General features: G+C 66.0%; 14 protein-coding genes. 10 read left to right on the plus strand and 4 right to left on the minus strand.

Annotated elements, in window-relative coordinates; all coding sequences use genetic code 11:
* Positions 1-8: 8 nt before the first annotated feature.
* Together lolA and WBN46_RS00105 are read right to left on the minus strand one after the other, a co-directional pair.
* Positions 9-632: an outer membrane lipoprotein chaperone LolA gene (gene lolA, locus WBN46_RS00100; RefSeq protein ID WP_337729790.1), complete on the minus strand. Its 624-nt coding sequence runs from the start codon at positions 630-632 to the stop codon at positions 9-11.
* Positions 633-785: 153 nt separating this feature from the next.
* Complete coding sequence (locus WBN46_RS00105) at positions 786-3,149, minus strand: DNA translocase FtsK 4TM domain-containing protein (protein ID WP_337729791.1); 2,364 nt, start codon at positions 3,147-3,149, stop codon at positions 786-788.
* A gap of 290 nt (positions 3,150-3,439) precedes the next feature.
* On the opposite strand from WBN46_RS00105, the gene trxB reads away from it, so the two are divergent.
* The 6 genes from trxB (at position 3,440) to WBN46_RS00135 (ending at position 8,098) form a co-directional block, all read left to right on the plus strand.
* Entirely contained in the window at positions 3,440-4,393 is a 954-nt protein-coding gene (gene trxB, locus WBN46_RS00110) for a thioredoxin-disulfide reductase (protein WP_337729792.1), read from the plus strand.
* Positions 4,394-4,420: 27 nt separating this feature from the next.
* Positions 4,421-5,308, plus strand: coding sequence for a metallophosphoesterase (locus tag WBN46_RS00115; RefSeq protein WP_337729793.1), 888 nt, complete (start codon positions 4,421-4,423; stop codon positions 5,306-5,308).
* Between the two features lie 9 nt (positions 5,309-5,317).
* Entirely contained in the window at positions 5,318-6,445 is a 1,128-nt protein-coding gene (locus tag WBN46_RS00120) for a GNAT family N-acetyltransferase (protein ID WP_337729794.1), read from the plus strand.
* Between the two features lie 41 nt (positions 6,446-6,486).
* Positions 6,487-7,233, plus strand: coding sequence for a leucyl/phenylalanyl-tRNA--protein transferase (aat, locus tag WBN46_RS00125; protein ID WP_337729795.1), 747 nt, complete (start codon positions 6,487-6,489; stop codon positions 7,231-7,233).
* A gap of 86 nt (positions 7,234-7,319) precedes the next feature.
* The gene (gene infA, locus WBN46_RS00130) at positions 7,320-7,538 is read left to right on the plus strand and encodes a translation initiation factor IF-1 (protein WP_055943174.1); all 219 of its coding nucleotides are present in this window, start codon (positions 7,320-7,322) and stop codon (positions 7,536-7,538) included.
* 197 nt (positions 7,539-7,735) lie between these two features.
* Positions 7,736-8,098, plus strand: coding sequence for a hypothetical protein (locus WBN46_RS00135; protein WP_337729796.1), 363 nt, complete (start codon positions 7,736-7,738; stop codon positions 8,096-8,098).
* A gap of 68 nt (positions 8,099-8,166) precedes the next feature.
* On the opposite strand, the gene clpA is transcribed toward WBN46_RS00135, so the two are convergent.
* Both clpA and clpS read right to left on the minus strand, forming a co-directional pair.
* The gene (gene clpA, locus WBN46_RS00140; protein ID WP_337729797.1) at positions 8,167-10,446 is read right to left on the minus strand and encodes an ATP-dependent Clp protease ATP-binding subunit ClpA; all 2,280 of its coding nucleotides are present in this window, start codon (positions 10,444-10,446) and stop codon (positions 8,167-8,169) included.
* A 149-nt stretch (positions 10,447-10,595) separates the two neighbouring features.
* A complete protein-coding gene (gene clpS, locus WBN46_RS00145) occupies positions 10,596-10,916 on the minus strand; it encodes an ATP-dependent Clp protease adapter ClpS (RefSeq protein WP_192201152.1) in 321 nt (106 codons plus the stop codon).
* 53 nt (positions 10,917-10,969) lie between these two features.
* Between clpS and WBN46_RS00150 the strand changes: the two genes are divergently transcribed.
* Genes WBN46_RS00150 through hflD form a run of 4 tightly spaced genes read left to right on the plus strand, consistent with a single transcriptional unit; the run spans position 10,970 to position 13,682 of the window.
* The gene (locus WBN46_RS00150) at positions 10,970-11,497 is read left to right on the plus strand and encodes a hypothetical protein (RefSeq protein WP_337729798.1); all 528 of its coding nucleotides are present in this window, start codon (positions 10,970-10,972) and stop codon (positions 11,495-11,497) included.
* Positions 11,498-11,959 carry an NUDIX hydrolase gene (locus tag WBN46_RS00155; protein ID WP_337729799.1) on the plus strand — a complete coding sequence of 154 codons (462 nt, stop codon included), beginning with the start codon at positions 11,498-11,500 and terminating at the stop codon, positions 11,957-11,959.
* On the plus strand, positions 11,956-13,074 hold the full coding sequence (gene mnmA, locus WBN46_RS00160; RefSeq protein ID WP_337729800.1) for a tRNA 2-thiouridine(34) synthase MnmA: 1,119 nt from the start codon (positions 11,956-11,958) through the stop codon (positions 13,072-13,074). Before WBN46_RS00155 ends, mnmA begins: the two co-directional genes overlap by 4 nt.
* Positions 13,071-13,682 (plus strand): high frequency lysogenization protein HflD, encoded by a 612-nt coding sequence (gene hflD / locus WBN46_RS00165; protein ID WP_337729801.1) that lies wholly within the window; start codon positions 13,071-13,073, stop codon positions 13,680-13,682. The genes mnmA and hflD overlap by 4 nt, the downstream gene beginning before the upstream one ends.
* The last annotated feature ends 55 nt before the right edge of the window (positions 13,683-13,737 follow it).

Raw genomic sequence — 13,737 nt, forward strand, 5'->3', positions numbered from 1 at the left:
CGTCCCGCTCAGGGGCCGCCCACGACATCCACGCCCTTGGCCGGTGCGTACTTGAACGTGCCTGCGGCGAACGCGGGATTGCGCTTCCAGCCCGAGAAGCTGATTTCCGTGCGCTGGCCCACCGCATCCTTCACTTCCATCCTCACCAGCGTGCCGTTGGTGAACGCCAGGCGCGCGGTCTGGAAGCTGGCATCGCCTTCCTGCTTGGGCGTGAGCGTCAGCCACTGCTCGCCGCCCTGCCCCGTGGCTTCGGCGACCTTGAACTGCTGGTCCAGCTTGCCGGGGTCGATCAGCGCCGCCAGCGGGCTGTTCTCTTCTTCGATGCCCTGCTCGCGCACGGTGGCCTGCTGCAGGTCCGGGTCGTAGACCCAGACTTTCTTGCCGTCAGCAACGATCAGCTGTTCGTAGGGCTTGTTGTACTCCCAGCGGAACAGTCGCGGGGCGGACAGCGCGACGCGGCCATTCGAGGTTTCCTTGAGCTTGCCACCCCCGTCGTACACCTTCTGGGTGAACTGCCCGTCCAACCCTTTCAGCCCGGTGGTGAAGGTCTGGAGCTCATCGCGGGCACCGGCGAAGGCGCTGGTGGCGAGCAAGGCGGTGGCGAGGATGGCGTAGCGTGCAGTGCGGAGCATGGTGCGTTCCGGGGTGAGGGACGTTGGGGCGGAGTGTGGCCGGGTGAAACTGAATGGGGGGTGGGCGCCCGGCTGTGGTGGGAGCGACGTAAGTCGCGATCGATCTCCGGCAGCGCGTCGTCGCGACTTACGTCGCTCCCCCAAAATCAAGCGTCAGCGCGGTGGCGGCGGCGCGAGGACCTGCCGGTCGCCGTTGTGCTCGGGTGGCGTCACCACGCCGGCCGCTTCCATGGCTTCGATCAGGCGTGCGGCACGGTTGTAGCCGATCTTCAGGCGGCGCTGCACGCCGGAGATCGACGCACGCCGGCTCTCGGTGACGATCTTCACCGCTTCGTCGTACAGCGGATCGGATTCGTCGCCACCACCGCCGCCCGACTCCGGAAGGCCGGTCGGCCCCACGACGATGCCGTCGCCCATGGTCTGGATCTCCTCCAGCACGCCTTCGATGTAGTCGGCGCTGCCACTGGCCTTGAGGTGTTCCACCACGCGGTGCACTTCCTCGTCGCTGACGAAGGCACCATGGATGCGCTCGGGCATCGCGGTGCCCGGCGGCAGATACAGCATGTCGCCGTGGCCAAGCAGCGTTTCCGCACCGGACTGGTCGAGGATGGTGCGCGAGTCGATCTTCGAACTGACCTGGAACGCGATGCGGGTGGGAATATTGGCCTTGATCAGGCCGGTGATGACGTCCACCGACGGGCGTTGGGTAGCCAGGATCAGGTGGATGCCGGCCGCGCGCGCCTTCTGCGCCAGGCGGGCGATCAGTTCTTCCACCTTCTTGCCGACGATCATCATCATGTCGGCGAATTCGTCGATGAAGATGACGATGAAGGGCATCGGCTCCAGCGGGCGCGGCGCTTCGGCCAGGTCCGGGTTCGGCTTGAACAGCGGGTCCATCAACGGCTGGCCCGCGTCCATCGCGTCCTTGACCTTCTTGTTGAAGCCGGCCAGGTTGCGCACGCCCACCGCGCTCATCAGCTTGTAGCGGCGCTCCATTTCCGCCACGCACCAGCGCAGACCGTTGGCGGCCTCCTTCATGTCGGTCACGACCGGCGCCAGCAGATGCGGGATGCCCTGGTAGACGCTGAGTTCCAGCATCTTGGGGTCGATCATCAGCATGCGCAGGTCTTTCGGCGAGGCCTTGTACAGCAGGCTCAGCACCATGGCGTTGACCGCGACGGACTTGCCCGAGCCGGTGGTGCCGGCGACCAGCAGGTGCGGCATGCGCGCCAGGTCGGCCACGGTCGGGCGACCGGCGATGTCCTTGCCCAGCGCCAGCGTCAGCGGACTGCCCGACTTGTCGTATTCCTTCGAGCGCAGCAACTCGCTGAGGAAGATCATCTCGCGGCTGGTGTTCGGGATCTCCAGGCCGATCACCGACTTGCCGGGGATCACGTCCACCACGCGCACCGACTTCACCGACAGGCCGCGGGCGATGTCCTTGTCCAGCGAGCTGATCTGGCTGACCTTCACGCCGGGCGCGGGCTCCATCTCGAAGCGCGTGATCACGGGGCCTGGATAGGCGCCGACCACCTGGGCATCGATGCGGAAGTCCTTCAGCTTGAACTCGATCTGCCGCGACAGGGTTTCCAGTGTTTCTTCGGAATAGCCCTTGGTTTGCGGTTTCGGATCGTCCAGCAGCGACAGCGGCGGCAGGCCGGATTCGTCGCCGCCGGTGCCGTGGAACAGCGGGATCTGCTGCTCGCGCTTGGCGCGTTCGCTCTTTTCCACGATGGCGGGCGCAGGCGGTTCGATCTTCACCGGCTCGCGCTTGGCGCGGGCAATGGCGTCGGTCTTGCGGACGGTCTCGCGCTCTTCGCGCATCGCCCGCGTCTGCTGCCATTCGTTGGCCTGCTGGCTGCCGCGGCGGAACAGGTCGGGCAGCATCAGCACATATTTGCCGATGCGCTCCATCACGGCGAACCACGACAGTCCGGTCGCCAGCGTCACCGAGGTCAGGAACAGCACCAGCAGGAACAGGTTGCCACCCAGTCCGCCAAACAGCTTGAGCAGCGACTTGCCCACCAGCGTGCCGAGGATGCCGCCGGCTCCGGCGGAGAAATGTTCGGCCGGCACGCCACGCAGATGCAGCAGCCCCGTCGCCGAAATCAGGAAGCCGACCATGCCGATCAGGCGCAGCGCCGGCCCCAGGTCGGCCTCACCGTCGCCATCGGTATCCATGCCGAACAACGCGATCCACGCGACCGCGCCAAGGATCAACGGCAACAGGAAAGCCACGTAGCCGAACAGCCACAACAGCATGTCGGCGAGGTACGCACCCGCCAGTCCCCCCATGTTGTGGACCGGCGCGGTCAGGCTGCCGGACTGCGACCAGCTGGGGTCCTGCGGCGAGAAGGTGAAGAGACTGGCCAGCAGGTACAGCAACAGGGGAGCAATGGCGATCAGCGCCAGATCACGCCAGAGACGCTGCCTGCGGGGATTCGGAGGCGACGCCTGCTTGCGCGCGGCCGTGTTGCCGCCTTTGGATTTGCCGTTGTCCGGGAGCTGCTTCGCCACCTTTGGACCAGACCTTAGGAAATTTCTGTTAGTGATTGATAGTAAACGAATCATGCCCGACGCAACAGCAGGGGCATCCCGCCAGGGCGGACGATTGCGCTACCCCAGACAGCAAAAAACGCCGCGTGGCTGCGCAGCGTCTTCAATCGATCCGTCGGGCTTGCGCGTGCACCACCGCTTTCCACCCGCGCGCCTTGATTCGCCGGATACGCATCGCCACTCTATGGGCTTGCAGACGATGATCCAATTGCGTCGTTGCCGGCCCGATCACCCTCTTTTCGCGAGTATACATGAGCACTTCGAAGCACTGCCGCCTGTTGATCCTGGGCTCCGGCCCCGCCGGTTGGACCGCTGCCGTCTACGCAGCCCGCGCCAATCTCAAGCCCGTCGTGGTCACCGGCCTGCAGCAGGGTGGCCAGCTGATGACCACCACGGAAGTGGACAACTGGCCCGGCGATGCCCATGGTCTGATGGGGCCCGACCTCATGGCGCGCATGCAGGCGCATGCGGAGCGCTTCGAGACGGAGGTGATCTTCGACCACATCCATACGGCCGATCTGTCCAAGCGTCCGTTCAAGCTGATCGGCGACAGCGGCGAGTACACCGCCGACGCACTGATCATCGCCACCGGCGCCACCGCCAAGTACCTGGGCCTGCCGTCCGAAGAAGCCTTCAAGGGCCGCGGCGTGTCGGCCTGCGCGACCTGCGACGGCTTCTTCTACCGGGACCAGGACGTGGCCGTGATCGGCGGCGGCAACACCGCGGTGGAGGAAGCGCTGTACCTGTCCAACATCGCCCGCAAGGTCTATCTGGTGCACCGTCGCGACACCTTGCGTGCCGAGAAGATCATGCAGGACAAGCTGTTCGCCAAGATCCAGGCCGGCAAGATCGAGCCGGTGTGGCACCACACGGTGGACGAGGTGCTGGGCAACGAGGCCGGCGTCACCGGTATCCGGGTGAAGTCGATGCAGGACGGCAGCACGCGCGACATCGACGTGCACGGCTTCTTCGTTGCCATCGGCCACACGCCGAACACCGGCCTGTTCGAAGGACAACTGGACATGAGCAACGGCTACCTGAAGATCCGCTCCGGCATCGAGGGCAACGCCACCGCGACGACGATCCCGGGCGTGTTTGCCGCCGGCGACGTGACCGACCAGCACTACCGCCAGGCCATCACCTCGGCAGGCTTCGGTTGCATGGCGGCGCTGGATGCGGAGCGCTTCCTGGACAAGGACGGCTGATCCGGGCCCCAGGGGAGAGCGCCAGGGATGGACAAGCTGCTGATCAAGCAGTGCCTGTTCTACGGCAGCTGGCTGGTCTGGCCTTTCCTGGCCTGGCTTGTGTGGCGCTTGCGCGAGAGGCGCGGGCGCTGGCTGGTTGCCCTGCTTCTGTCCGGCTGCCTGCTGTTCGCCTGGTCACGCTTCGTCGAACCACAGCGGATCCACGTACAGGAGACGGTACTCGCGGGCACCGGCGGGCAGGCACGCCTGGTGCTGATCAGCGACATCCATCTGGGCGTCTACAAGGACAGTAGATACCTGCGGCGGTTGGTGGACCGGATCAACACCCTGCAGGCGGACGCGGTGGTGATTGCCGGCGATTTCACCTACGAGCCTGCCGGCAAGTCGCTGCAACAGATGTTCGCACCCCTCGCGGAGCTCCACCTGCCCACGTACGCCGTGCTCGGCAATCATGACCAGCAGGCGCCGGGGCCCGACATCGATGCAGAACTCCGTTCCGCCCTGGCGAGGCACAACGTCAGCGTGATCGAAGGCGAAACCGTCACCGTGCGCGGATTCCGTCTCGCCGGACTGGGCGACCGCTGGGCGAACAAGGACGATCCCGGCTTCCTTTCCGCCCTGCCCTCGCCCTCCCCCACCCTGGTGCTGACCCACAATCCCGACAGCGCGATCGACCTCGATCCGGCCCGGGCGGCTCTGGTGCTTGCAGGCCATACGCATGGTGGGCAGATCCGCATTCCGTGGCTGTACAAACGCGTGATTCCCAGCCAGTACGGCTTCGATCGCGGCGAGCAGTTCCTGCGCACGCCCCATGGCCGCGTGCGCGTGTACACCACCGCGGGCACCGGCGAGATCGGCCTGCCGATGCGCTTGTTCAATCCTCCGACCATCGACGTGCTGGATCTGCGTCCGTAGCGTCTGCCGATGATTGCGGTCCGTTTCCTTCCTTCCCTTGCCGACCTGCCGGCGCCCGCGTGGGACGCCTTGCACGATGGCCGCAACCCTTTTGTTTCCCATGCGTTCCTGCACGGGTTGGAAGCCCACGGCTGCCTGCGCGAGGAATGGGGCTGGACGCCGCATCACGCCACCTTGTGGGACGGAGAGCTGCTGGTCGCCGCAGCGCCGGGGTACCTCAAGGAAAACTCGCACGGCGAGTTCGTGTTCGACCACGCCTGGGCGCACGCGTACGCGCAGCACGGACTGGACTATTACCCCAAGTGGCTGGGCGGTGTGCCCTACTCGCCTGTCACGGGACCACGGCTGCTGGCATCGGATCATGGCCATCGCGCGTTGCTGCTGACGTCGATCCAGGACCAGGCGCTGCGGCTGAACCTGTCTTCCGCCCACATCAACTTCCCGACGCCCGTCGAGCACGCAGGCTTTCCGGACGGCTGGCTGCCCCGCATCGATGTGCAGTACCACTGGCGCAACCCCGGGCACTGGTGCGACTTTGATGGCTTCCTGGCGGACTTCGACCACAAGCACCGCAAGAACATCCGCCAGGAGCGCGCAAAGGTGCAGCGCGCCGGGGTGACCTTCCGTACCGTGCACGGCGACGAAGCCAGCGTGGCCGACCTGCAGGCGATGTTCGGGTTCTACCTGCGTACCTTCCGCGACTACGGCAACTCGCCGGCACTGACGCTGCAGTTCCTGCAACATCTCGCGACCTCGCTGCCGCGCAACCTGGTGATGTTCCTGGCCGATCATCAGGGCCGCACGATCGCAGGGGCGCTGTGCCTGCGCGGAGGGGACACCCTGTATGGCCGTTACTGGGGCGCGGAGAGCGTGCTGCCGGGACTGCATTTCGAGACCTGCTACTACCAGGGCATCGACTATTGCCTGCGCGAGGGATTGAAGATCTTCGAGCCCGGCGCCCAGGGCGAACACAAGATCGCGCGCGGGTTCCTGCCCACCTTCGTGTACTCACGCCACTGGATCGCCCGTCCGGACTTCTCCGCCGCCCTGGCCGATTGGTGCGGGGAAGAAGCCTTGGCCGTGCGCCGCTATGCCCTCAGCCTGCAGGCGCATACGCCGTTCAAGCAGTGCGACTGAACCCCGCGCATCGTGCCGGGAATGCGCCCTACAATCGCGGCATGCGCCAACGGCCGTTCGTCCTGTCTTCCGATCCCCACGCGCCTTTCCCTCCCGTCGGCAACGCCATGCGCGAACCCGACGGATTGCTGGCGATCGGTGGCGACCTGTCACTGCCGCGCCTGCTCAACGCCTATCGAAACGGCATCTTCCCGTGGTTTTCGCCGGGCCAGCCCCCGTTGTGGTGGTCGCCGGATCCCCGAATGGTGTTCCGCACTGACGGCGTGCGCCTGTCCTCGCGCTTCCGCCGCGACCTGAAGCACAGCACGTGGCAGGTCCGCGCGGACACCCGTTTCGAGCAGGTCATCACCGCCTGCGCGCAAGCACCCCGACCAGGACAGGAGGGTACGTGGATCACGTCCGGCATGCGCCAGGCCTACATCGATCTGCACCGGGCGGGGCACGCGCATTCGGTCGAGGTCTTCGCCGATGGCACGCTGGTGGGCGGCATCTATGGCGTGGCAATCGGGTGCATGTTCTTCGGCGAGAGCATGTTCAGTGCCCGTCCGGGCGGCTCCAAGGTCGCGCTCGCGGCGCTGGCCATGCGCTTGCGGGCGTGGGGCTGGCCGCTTATCGATGCGCAGGTGGAAAACGCACACCTGCGTTCGTTGGGCGCAATCCTGATGCCCCGGGAGGCGTTTCTTGCCGAGGTTGCCCAATGGGTGGCACACCCCTTCCCCGCCGAGGGCTGGACGGAGCGATTCGGTGCAATGGCGGCCCCGGAACTGGCGCAACCATTGGTGCCGTAACGGAATTTTTGCACCGGGAGCCCCGCAGGCGTACAATGCCCGGCTTCATGGCATCCGCCATCCCTCGCGGCACAGCACAGGCATACATGTCGAAAGACGATTCCATTGAATTCGAAGGCACCGTTGCCGAGACGCTGCCCAACACCATGTTCCGGGTCAAGCTGGAAAACGGGCACGAGATCATCGCCCACATCTCCGGCCGCATGCGCAAGAACTACATCCGCATCCTGACCGGCGACAAGGTGAAGGTCGAAATGACCCCGTACGACCTCACCAAGGGTCGAATCACTTACCGCATGAAGTAATGCGCGCAACCCTTTGATTTGAAAGCGGCCAATGGCCGCTTTCTGCGTTTATGCGCCCGAGCGTGCGCGCTGGTGCGGGTGCCGTGACTTCCGGCACCGGGTCGCTGGTAAGGACCACGAACGGCAGATTTGCAGCTCGGGACCGATGCGTAGCGTGGCCGTGGCCAATTCCGGCTGCCAACCCGTCGAGCGGTGCCATGAATCCACGTCTTCTTCCCTTCCTGCTGCTCGTAGCGAGCCTGGTCCCCTTGGCGGCACAGGCGGGTGAGCCGGTGACCGCGTGCGTGAGCCTGGGCAACGACCAGGAAATCATCAGAGCCGGCGGCGGTGAGCAGTTCTATCTGCGTGACGGCCAGAGCCACTACCGTGTCGCATTCCGAAACAGCTGCGCCCCCATCACCATGACGCCCACCGTGGAAATATCCACGAAGGGCCAGGTGGGCCAGCTGTGCCCCCAGGACACCAAGGTGGTGACGAAGCGCGGGAGCTGCCGCGTCAGCATCGTGGAACAGATCACGGCCGATGAGTTCGCTGTCCGCAAACGACGCGCACGACAGTAAGGCGTCCGTACGGAAAAGGCGGCCCGGAGGCCGCCTTTTCTGACATGCCCGCGTGAGCGTCCGGCCGCTTACACCGTCGCCGGCAACAGCCTTTCAGGTTCAGCCTGCGCATCGACGACCAGTTCACCCTCCCGCACGTCGATGCTGACCCGGCCACCGTCCACCAGCTTGCCGAACAGCAGCTCGTCGGCCAGCGGACGCTTCACCTTGTCCTGGATCAGGCGGGCCATCGGGCGCGCGCCCATCAGCGGATCGAAGCCATGCTGGGCCAGCCAGTCACGCGCCGCCGGGGTGGCGGACAGGCTGACGTGCTTCTCCTGCAGCAGCATTTCCAGTTCGATGACGAACTTGTCCACCACGCGCAGGATGTGCTCGAAGCCCAACCCCTGGAACTGCACGATGGCATCCAGGCGGTTGCGGAACTCCGGCGTGAAACTGCGGCGGATCACTTCCATCGCGTCGGTGGAATGGTCTTGGCGGGTGAAGCCGATGGTCCGGCGCGATGCCTGCGCCGCACCGGCGTTGGTGGTCATCACCAGGATGACGTTCTTGAAGTTGGCCTCGCGCCCATTGGTATCCGTCAGCACCCCGCGGTCCATGACCTGCAGCAGGATGTTGAAGATGTCGGGGTGCGCCTTCTCCACTTCGTCCAGCAGCAGCACGCAATGCGGCGTCTTGACGATCTTCTCGGTCAGCAGGCCGCCCTGGTCGAAGCCGACATAGCCCGGGGGCGCACCGATCAGGCGGCTGACCGAATGCGGTTCCATGTACTCGGACATGTCGAAGCGCACCAGCTCGATACCTAGCTGCAGCGCCAGTTGCTTGGTCACCTCGGTCTTGCCGACGCCGGTCGGACCGGCGAACAGGAAGTTGCCGATCGGCTTCTCCGGATTGGCCAGGCCGCTGCGCGCCAGCTTGATGGACGATGCCAGCGTCTCGATGGCCGCATCCTGCCCGAAGATCACCATCTTCAGGTTGCGCTCCAGGTGCTGCAGCACGTCCTTGTCGGATGAGGACACCTGCTTGGCCGGAATCCGCGCCATCTTGGCGACGATGGTCTCGATTTCCTCGACGTCGATCAGTTCCTTGCGCGTCTCCAGCGGCAGCAGGCGCTGGCGGGCACCCGCCTCGTCGATGACGTCGATGGCCTTGTCCGGCAACAGGCGGTCGCCGATGTGTTTCACCGACAGGTCCACCGCCGCCTGCAACGCATCATCCGCGTAGGTCACGCCATGGTGCGCCTCGTACTTGGGCTTCAGTCCCTGCAGGATCTCGTAGGTCTCGCCCACCGTGGGCTCGACGATATCGATCTTCTGGAAGCGCCGCGCCAGCGCGCGGTCCTTCTCGAAAATGCCACGGTACTCCTGGAACGTGGTCGAGCCGATGCAGCGCAGCTCACCCGACGCCAGCGCCGGCTTGATCAGGTTGGACGCATCCATCGTGCCGCCACTGGCCGAACCCGCGCCGATGATGGTGTGGATCTCGTCGACGAACAGGATGGCGCCGGGGATCTTCTTGATCGCCGCCAGCACGCCCTTCAGGCGCTTCTCGAAGTCGCCCCGGTACTTGGTGCCCGCGACCAGCGCGCCCAGGTCCAGCGAGTAGATGACGGCATCCAGCAGCACATCGGGCACTTCGCCCTCGACGATGCGCTTGGCCAGGCCCTCGGCCAGCGCCGTCTTGCCCACGCCGGCTTCGCCGACGTAGAGCGGATTGTTCTTGCGGCGACGGCACAGCACCTGGATGGTCCGCTCGATCTCGTCGCCACGGCCCACCAGGGGGTCGATGCGGCCCTGGCGCGCCATGTCGTTCAGGTTGCTGGCGAATTCGGTCAGGGCGTCGCCCTTGCCTTCGCCCTCACCGCCCTCCGCCTTGCCCTCGCCCTCCGGCTGTCCGCCGGCCTCGTTCTCCTCGCCCTGCTTGGCGATGCCGTGGGACAGGTAGTTGACGATGTCGAGGCGGGTGACGTCCTGCTGGTTGAGGAAGTACACCGCGTGCGAGTCCTTCTCGCCGAAGATCGCGACCAGCACGTTGGCGCCGGTGACCTCCTTCTTGCCCGAGGACTGCACGTGGTAGACGGCGCGCTGCAGCACACGCTGGAAGCCCAGCGTCGGCTGGGTGTCGCGGCCGTCGTCTTCCGCCAGCCGCGAGACCGATGCTTCGATGGCCTGTTCCAGGTCCGCCCGCAAACGGTTGGCATCCGCGCCGGTCGCCTTCAGGACGGCCTGTGCCGAGGGGTTTTCGAGCAGCGCGAGCAGCAGGTGCTCGACGGTCATGAATTCGTGCCGAGCTTCGCGGGCGCGCTTGTAGCACTGTCCGATGGTCTGCTCGAGGTCTTTGCTGAACATGGTTGCCTCCGGGGCCTATGCCGACAATATGCGGCTTGGCGGGCGGTTTTCCATCACCCTACCGGATTTCAGTGTTCAGGGATCGTTGCCTTGTGCCTCGCGGCGGTGCCCCCACACCGTATCCGACCCGGCCTACCCCGCCGGTCCCCTCAGGATTTCTCCATCGTGCACAGCAGGGGATGCTGGTTCATACGTGAAAACTCGTTGACCTGGGCCACCTTGGATTCGGCCACCTCGCGGGTGTACACGCCGCATACGCCACGACCGCGGGTATGCACGTGCAGCATCACCTGCGTCGCCTTTTCCAGGTCCATGACGAAGAACTGCTGGAGGACGGTCACCACGAAGTCCATCGGCGTGTAGTCGTCGTTGAGCAGCAGTACCTGGTACAGGGGTGGCGGCGCGACCTCGGGCCGGCTGGTCTCCACCATCAGGCCATGGTCGCGTTCGTTTTCGTTCTTTCGGGACATGGGCCAATTATAGGCGGTGGAGCCGGCCGTCGCCGCCCGCATGGACGCCATGCGTGACCCCGGCCACAATGCGCCATCCCAATACCACCGAGCCGACCATGAAACCTGCGCTGTCCCGACTGTCCTCCGCCGCCCTGCTGTGCGCCACTGCGATCGCGACGCCCGTGCTGGCGGCCGACGCCTCGGTTGACGCCCGGCTGACGGCGCGCGGGATCCAGTTCGAAGTGGACGCCGATGGCGATTACAAGGTCACCTACTCCTACAAGCAGGAGAACCGCACCCAGCTGGTCTTCGTGTCCGGACGCACCGAACACGTCAACGGCATCAGCATCCGCGAGGTGTTCTCCCCGGCCGGCCGCGTCGCCGCCGACGGCATCGATGGCGCCAAGGCACTCGCGCTGATGGCGGACAGCCGCGCCAAGAAGCTGGGCAGCTGGGAGCTGTCGGGCGACGTGCTGTATTTCGTCATCAAGCTGCCCGACAGCGTGGACGGCGCGGCGCTGGAAGCGGCGATGGACATTGCGGCGGAGACCGCGGACAACGAGGAAATCGAGCTCTCCGGCGAGAAGGACGAGCTGTAAGTGAGCTACCGGGAGGGACGCTTCTGGCAGCCTGACGTCACCGTGGCCACGGTGGTGGTCCACGATGGCAGGCTGTTGATGGTGGAAGAGCGTGCACAGGGTCGTCTGGTCTTCAATCAGCCGGCGGGCCACCTGGAACCGGACGAGAGCCTGCTGGAGGCTGCCCGCCGCGAGACCCTCGAGGAAACCGGATGGGAGGTCGAACTGACCGCCTTCGTCGGTGCCTACCAATGGAAAGCGGAGACGGGGCGGCACTACCTGCGCTTCGCCTTCGCCGCCGAGCCGGTGCGCCATCTGCCGGACCGCCCGCTCGACGACGGCATCGTGCAGGCAGTGTGGCTGACGCCCGCCGAACTGCAGGCACAGTCCGACCGCCACCGCAGCCCGCTGGTGTGGCAGGTCGTGCAGGACTTCCTGTCGGGACGTCGCTCTCCCCTGTCCACGCTGCAACAGATCGCATGAGCCAGCCACGCGTCATCGTGGGCGTCTCGGGCGGCGTGGATTCGTCCGTCGCCGCCCTGCAACTGGTGCGGCAGGGTGAATCCGTCGCAGGCCTATTCATGCAGAACTGGGCCGATGATGGCTCCGGCGATTGTCGCGCCGAGGACGACCGGCGCGATGCGGTCGCCGTCTGCGGCCGCCTCGGCATTCCGTTCCACTTCCGCGATTTTTCGAGCGAATACTGGCAGGGCGTGTTCGAGCACTTCCTGGCCGAGTACGCCGCAGGCCGCACGCCCAACCCCGATGTGCTGTGCAATCGCGAGGTGAAATTCAAGCACTTCCTCGATGCCGCACGCGACCTGGGCGCCGAGAAGATCGCCACCGGCCACTATGCGCGCGTGGACCAGCGGGATGGACGCTGGCGCCTGCTGCGCGGTGTCGACCGCGGCAAGGACCAGAGCTATTTCCTGCACCAGCTCGGCCAGGTGCAACTGTCGGCCACGCTGTTCCCGATCGGCGAACTGCAGAAGAGCGACTTGCGCCGCATCGCGCGCGAGGCGGGGTTGCAGACGCACGACAAGAAGGATTCCACCGGCATCTGCTTCATCGGCGAACGCGACTTCCGCGAGTTCCTCGGCCGCTACCTGCCCGCCAGGCGCGGCGAGATGCGCGATCCGCAAGGCCAGGTGATCGGCGAACACTCCGGCGTCTTCTATTTCACCCTCGGTCAGCGTGAAGGCCTGCAGATCGGCGGTGTTCGCGGGCGCCCGCAGGCGCCGTGGTATGTCGTGGGCAAGGATGTGGCCCACAACGTGCTGTACGTCGACCAGGACACCCAGAGCCCCTATCTGATGTCCAGGCGCCTGTGGACCGAGTCGGCGCACTGGGTTGCCGGCAGTCCGCCTGCTGGCCGCTTCGCCTGCACCGCACAGACCCGTTACCGGCAACCGGACGAGCCGTGCCAGGTGGACGTGCGCGATGACGGCACGGTCGCGGTTGAATTCACGGCGCCACAGCGTGCCGTCACGCCCGGTCAATCGCTCGTGCTGTATGACGGCGACGAATGCCTGGGGGGCGCGGTCATCGCGCGCACCGACGCACCTCTTGAAATGAAACTCGCGGAGCAAGCAGCTTGAGCAATCGATATTCCGACCGCGTGTTGGCCTTGGCCGGGTTGGCGCAGGCGCTCCACCAGGTCCGCCGCATCGCCGAAACCGGCCAGTCCGAAGGGTCGGCCGTGCAGGCCGCACTGGACAGCGTGTTCCGCATCGATGCCGCGTCGCCGGCGGACGTCTACGGCAGCGTGGCCGGGGTCACGCCCGGCCTGCGCGTCCTCCGCAGCTATCTGGCGAAGGACGCCCACGACGAGGCCCTGCCCCGCCTGGCGATGGCGGTGCTGCAACTGGAGCGTCGCTTTGTGCGCGAGAACGACACGGTGCATGCGGTCACGCGCGGCATTGGCGAGATCGCGCCACGTGCGGAACAACAGGGCAGCACCCATCCGGATGTGCTGTCCGCGTTGGGCGGGCTGTACGCCGACACCATCAGCCACCTGCGCCCGCGCGTGATGGTCCAGGGCAATCCGCATTACCTCGGTCAGCCCGGGGTGGTGGCCGAGATCCGCGCGATCCTGCTGGCCGCCGTGCGCTCGGCCGTGCTCTGGCGGCAGCTGGGCGGCACGATGTGGGATTTCGTTCTCGGCCGCCGGCAGATGCTGGAGGCGGTGGAGGACTGGCTAGCCTGACCCGGTGGAACGCGCAAGAAAAAGGCCCGGCATAGCCGGGCCTTTTCTTTTCCCC

The sequence above is a fragment of the Pseudoxanthomonas sp. CCNWLW251 genome (assembly GCF_037402255.1).
Classification (GTDB): domain Bacteria; phylum Pseudomonadota; class Gammaproteobacteria; order Xanthomonadales; family Xanthomonadaceae; genus Pseudoxanthomonas_A.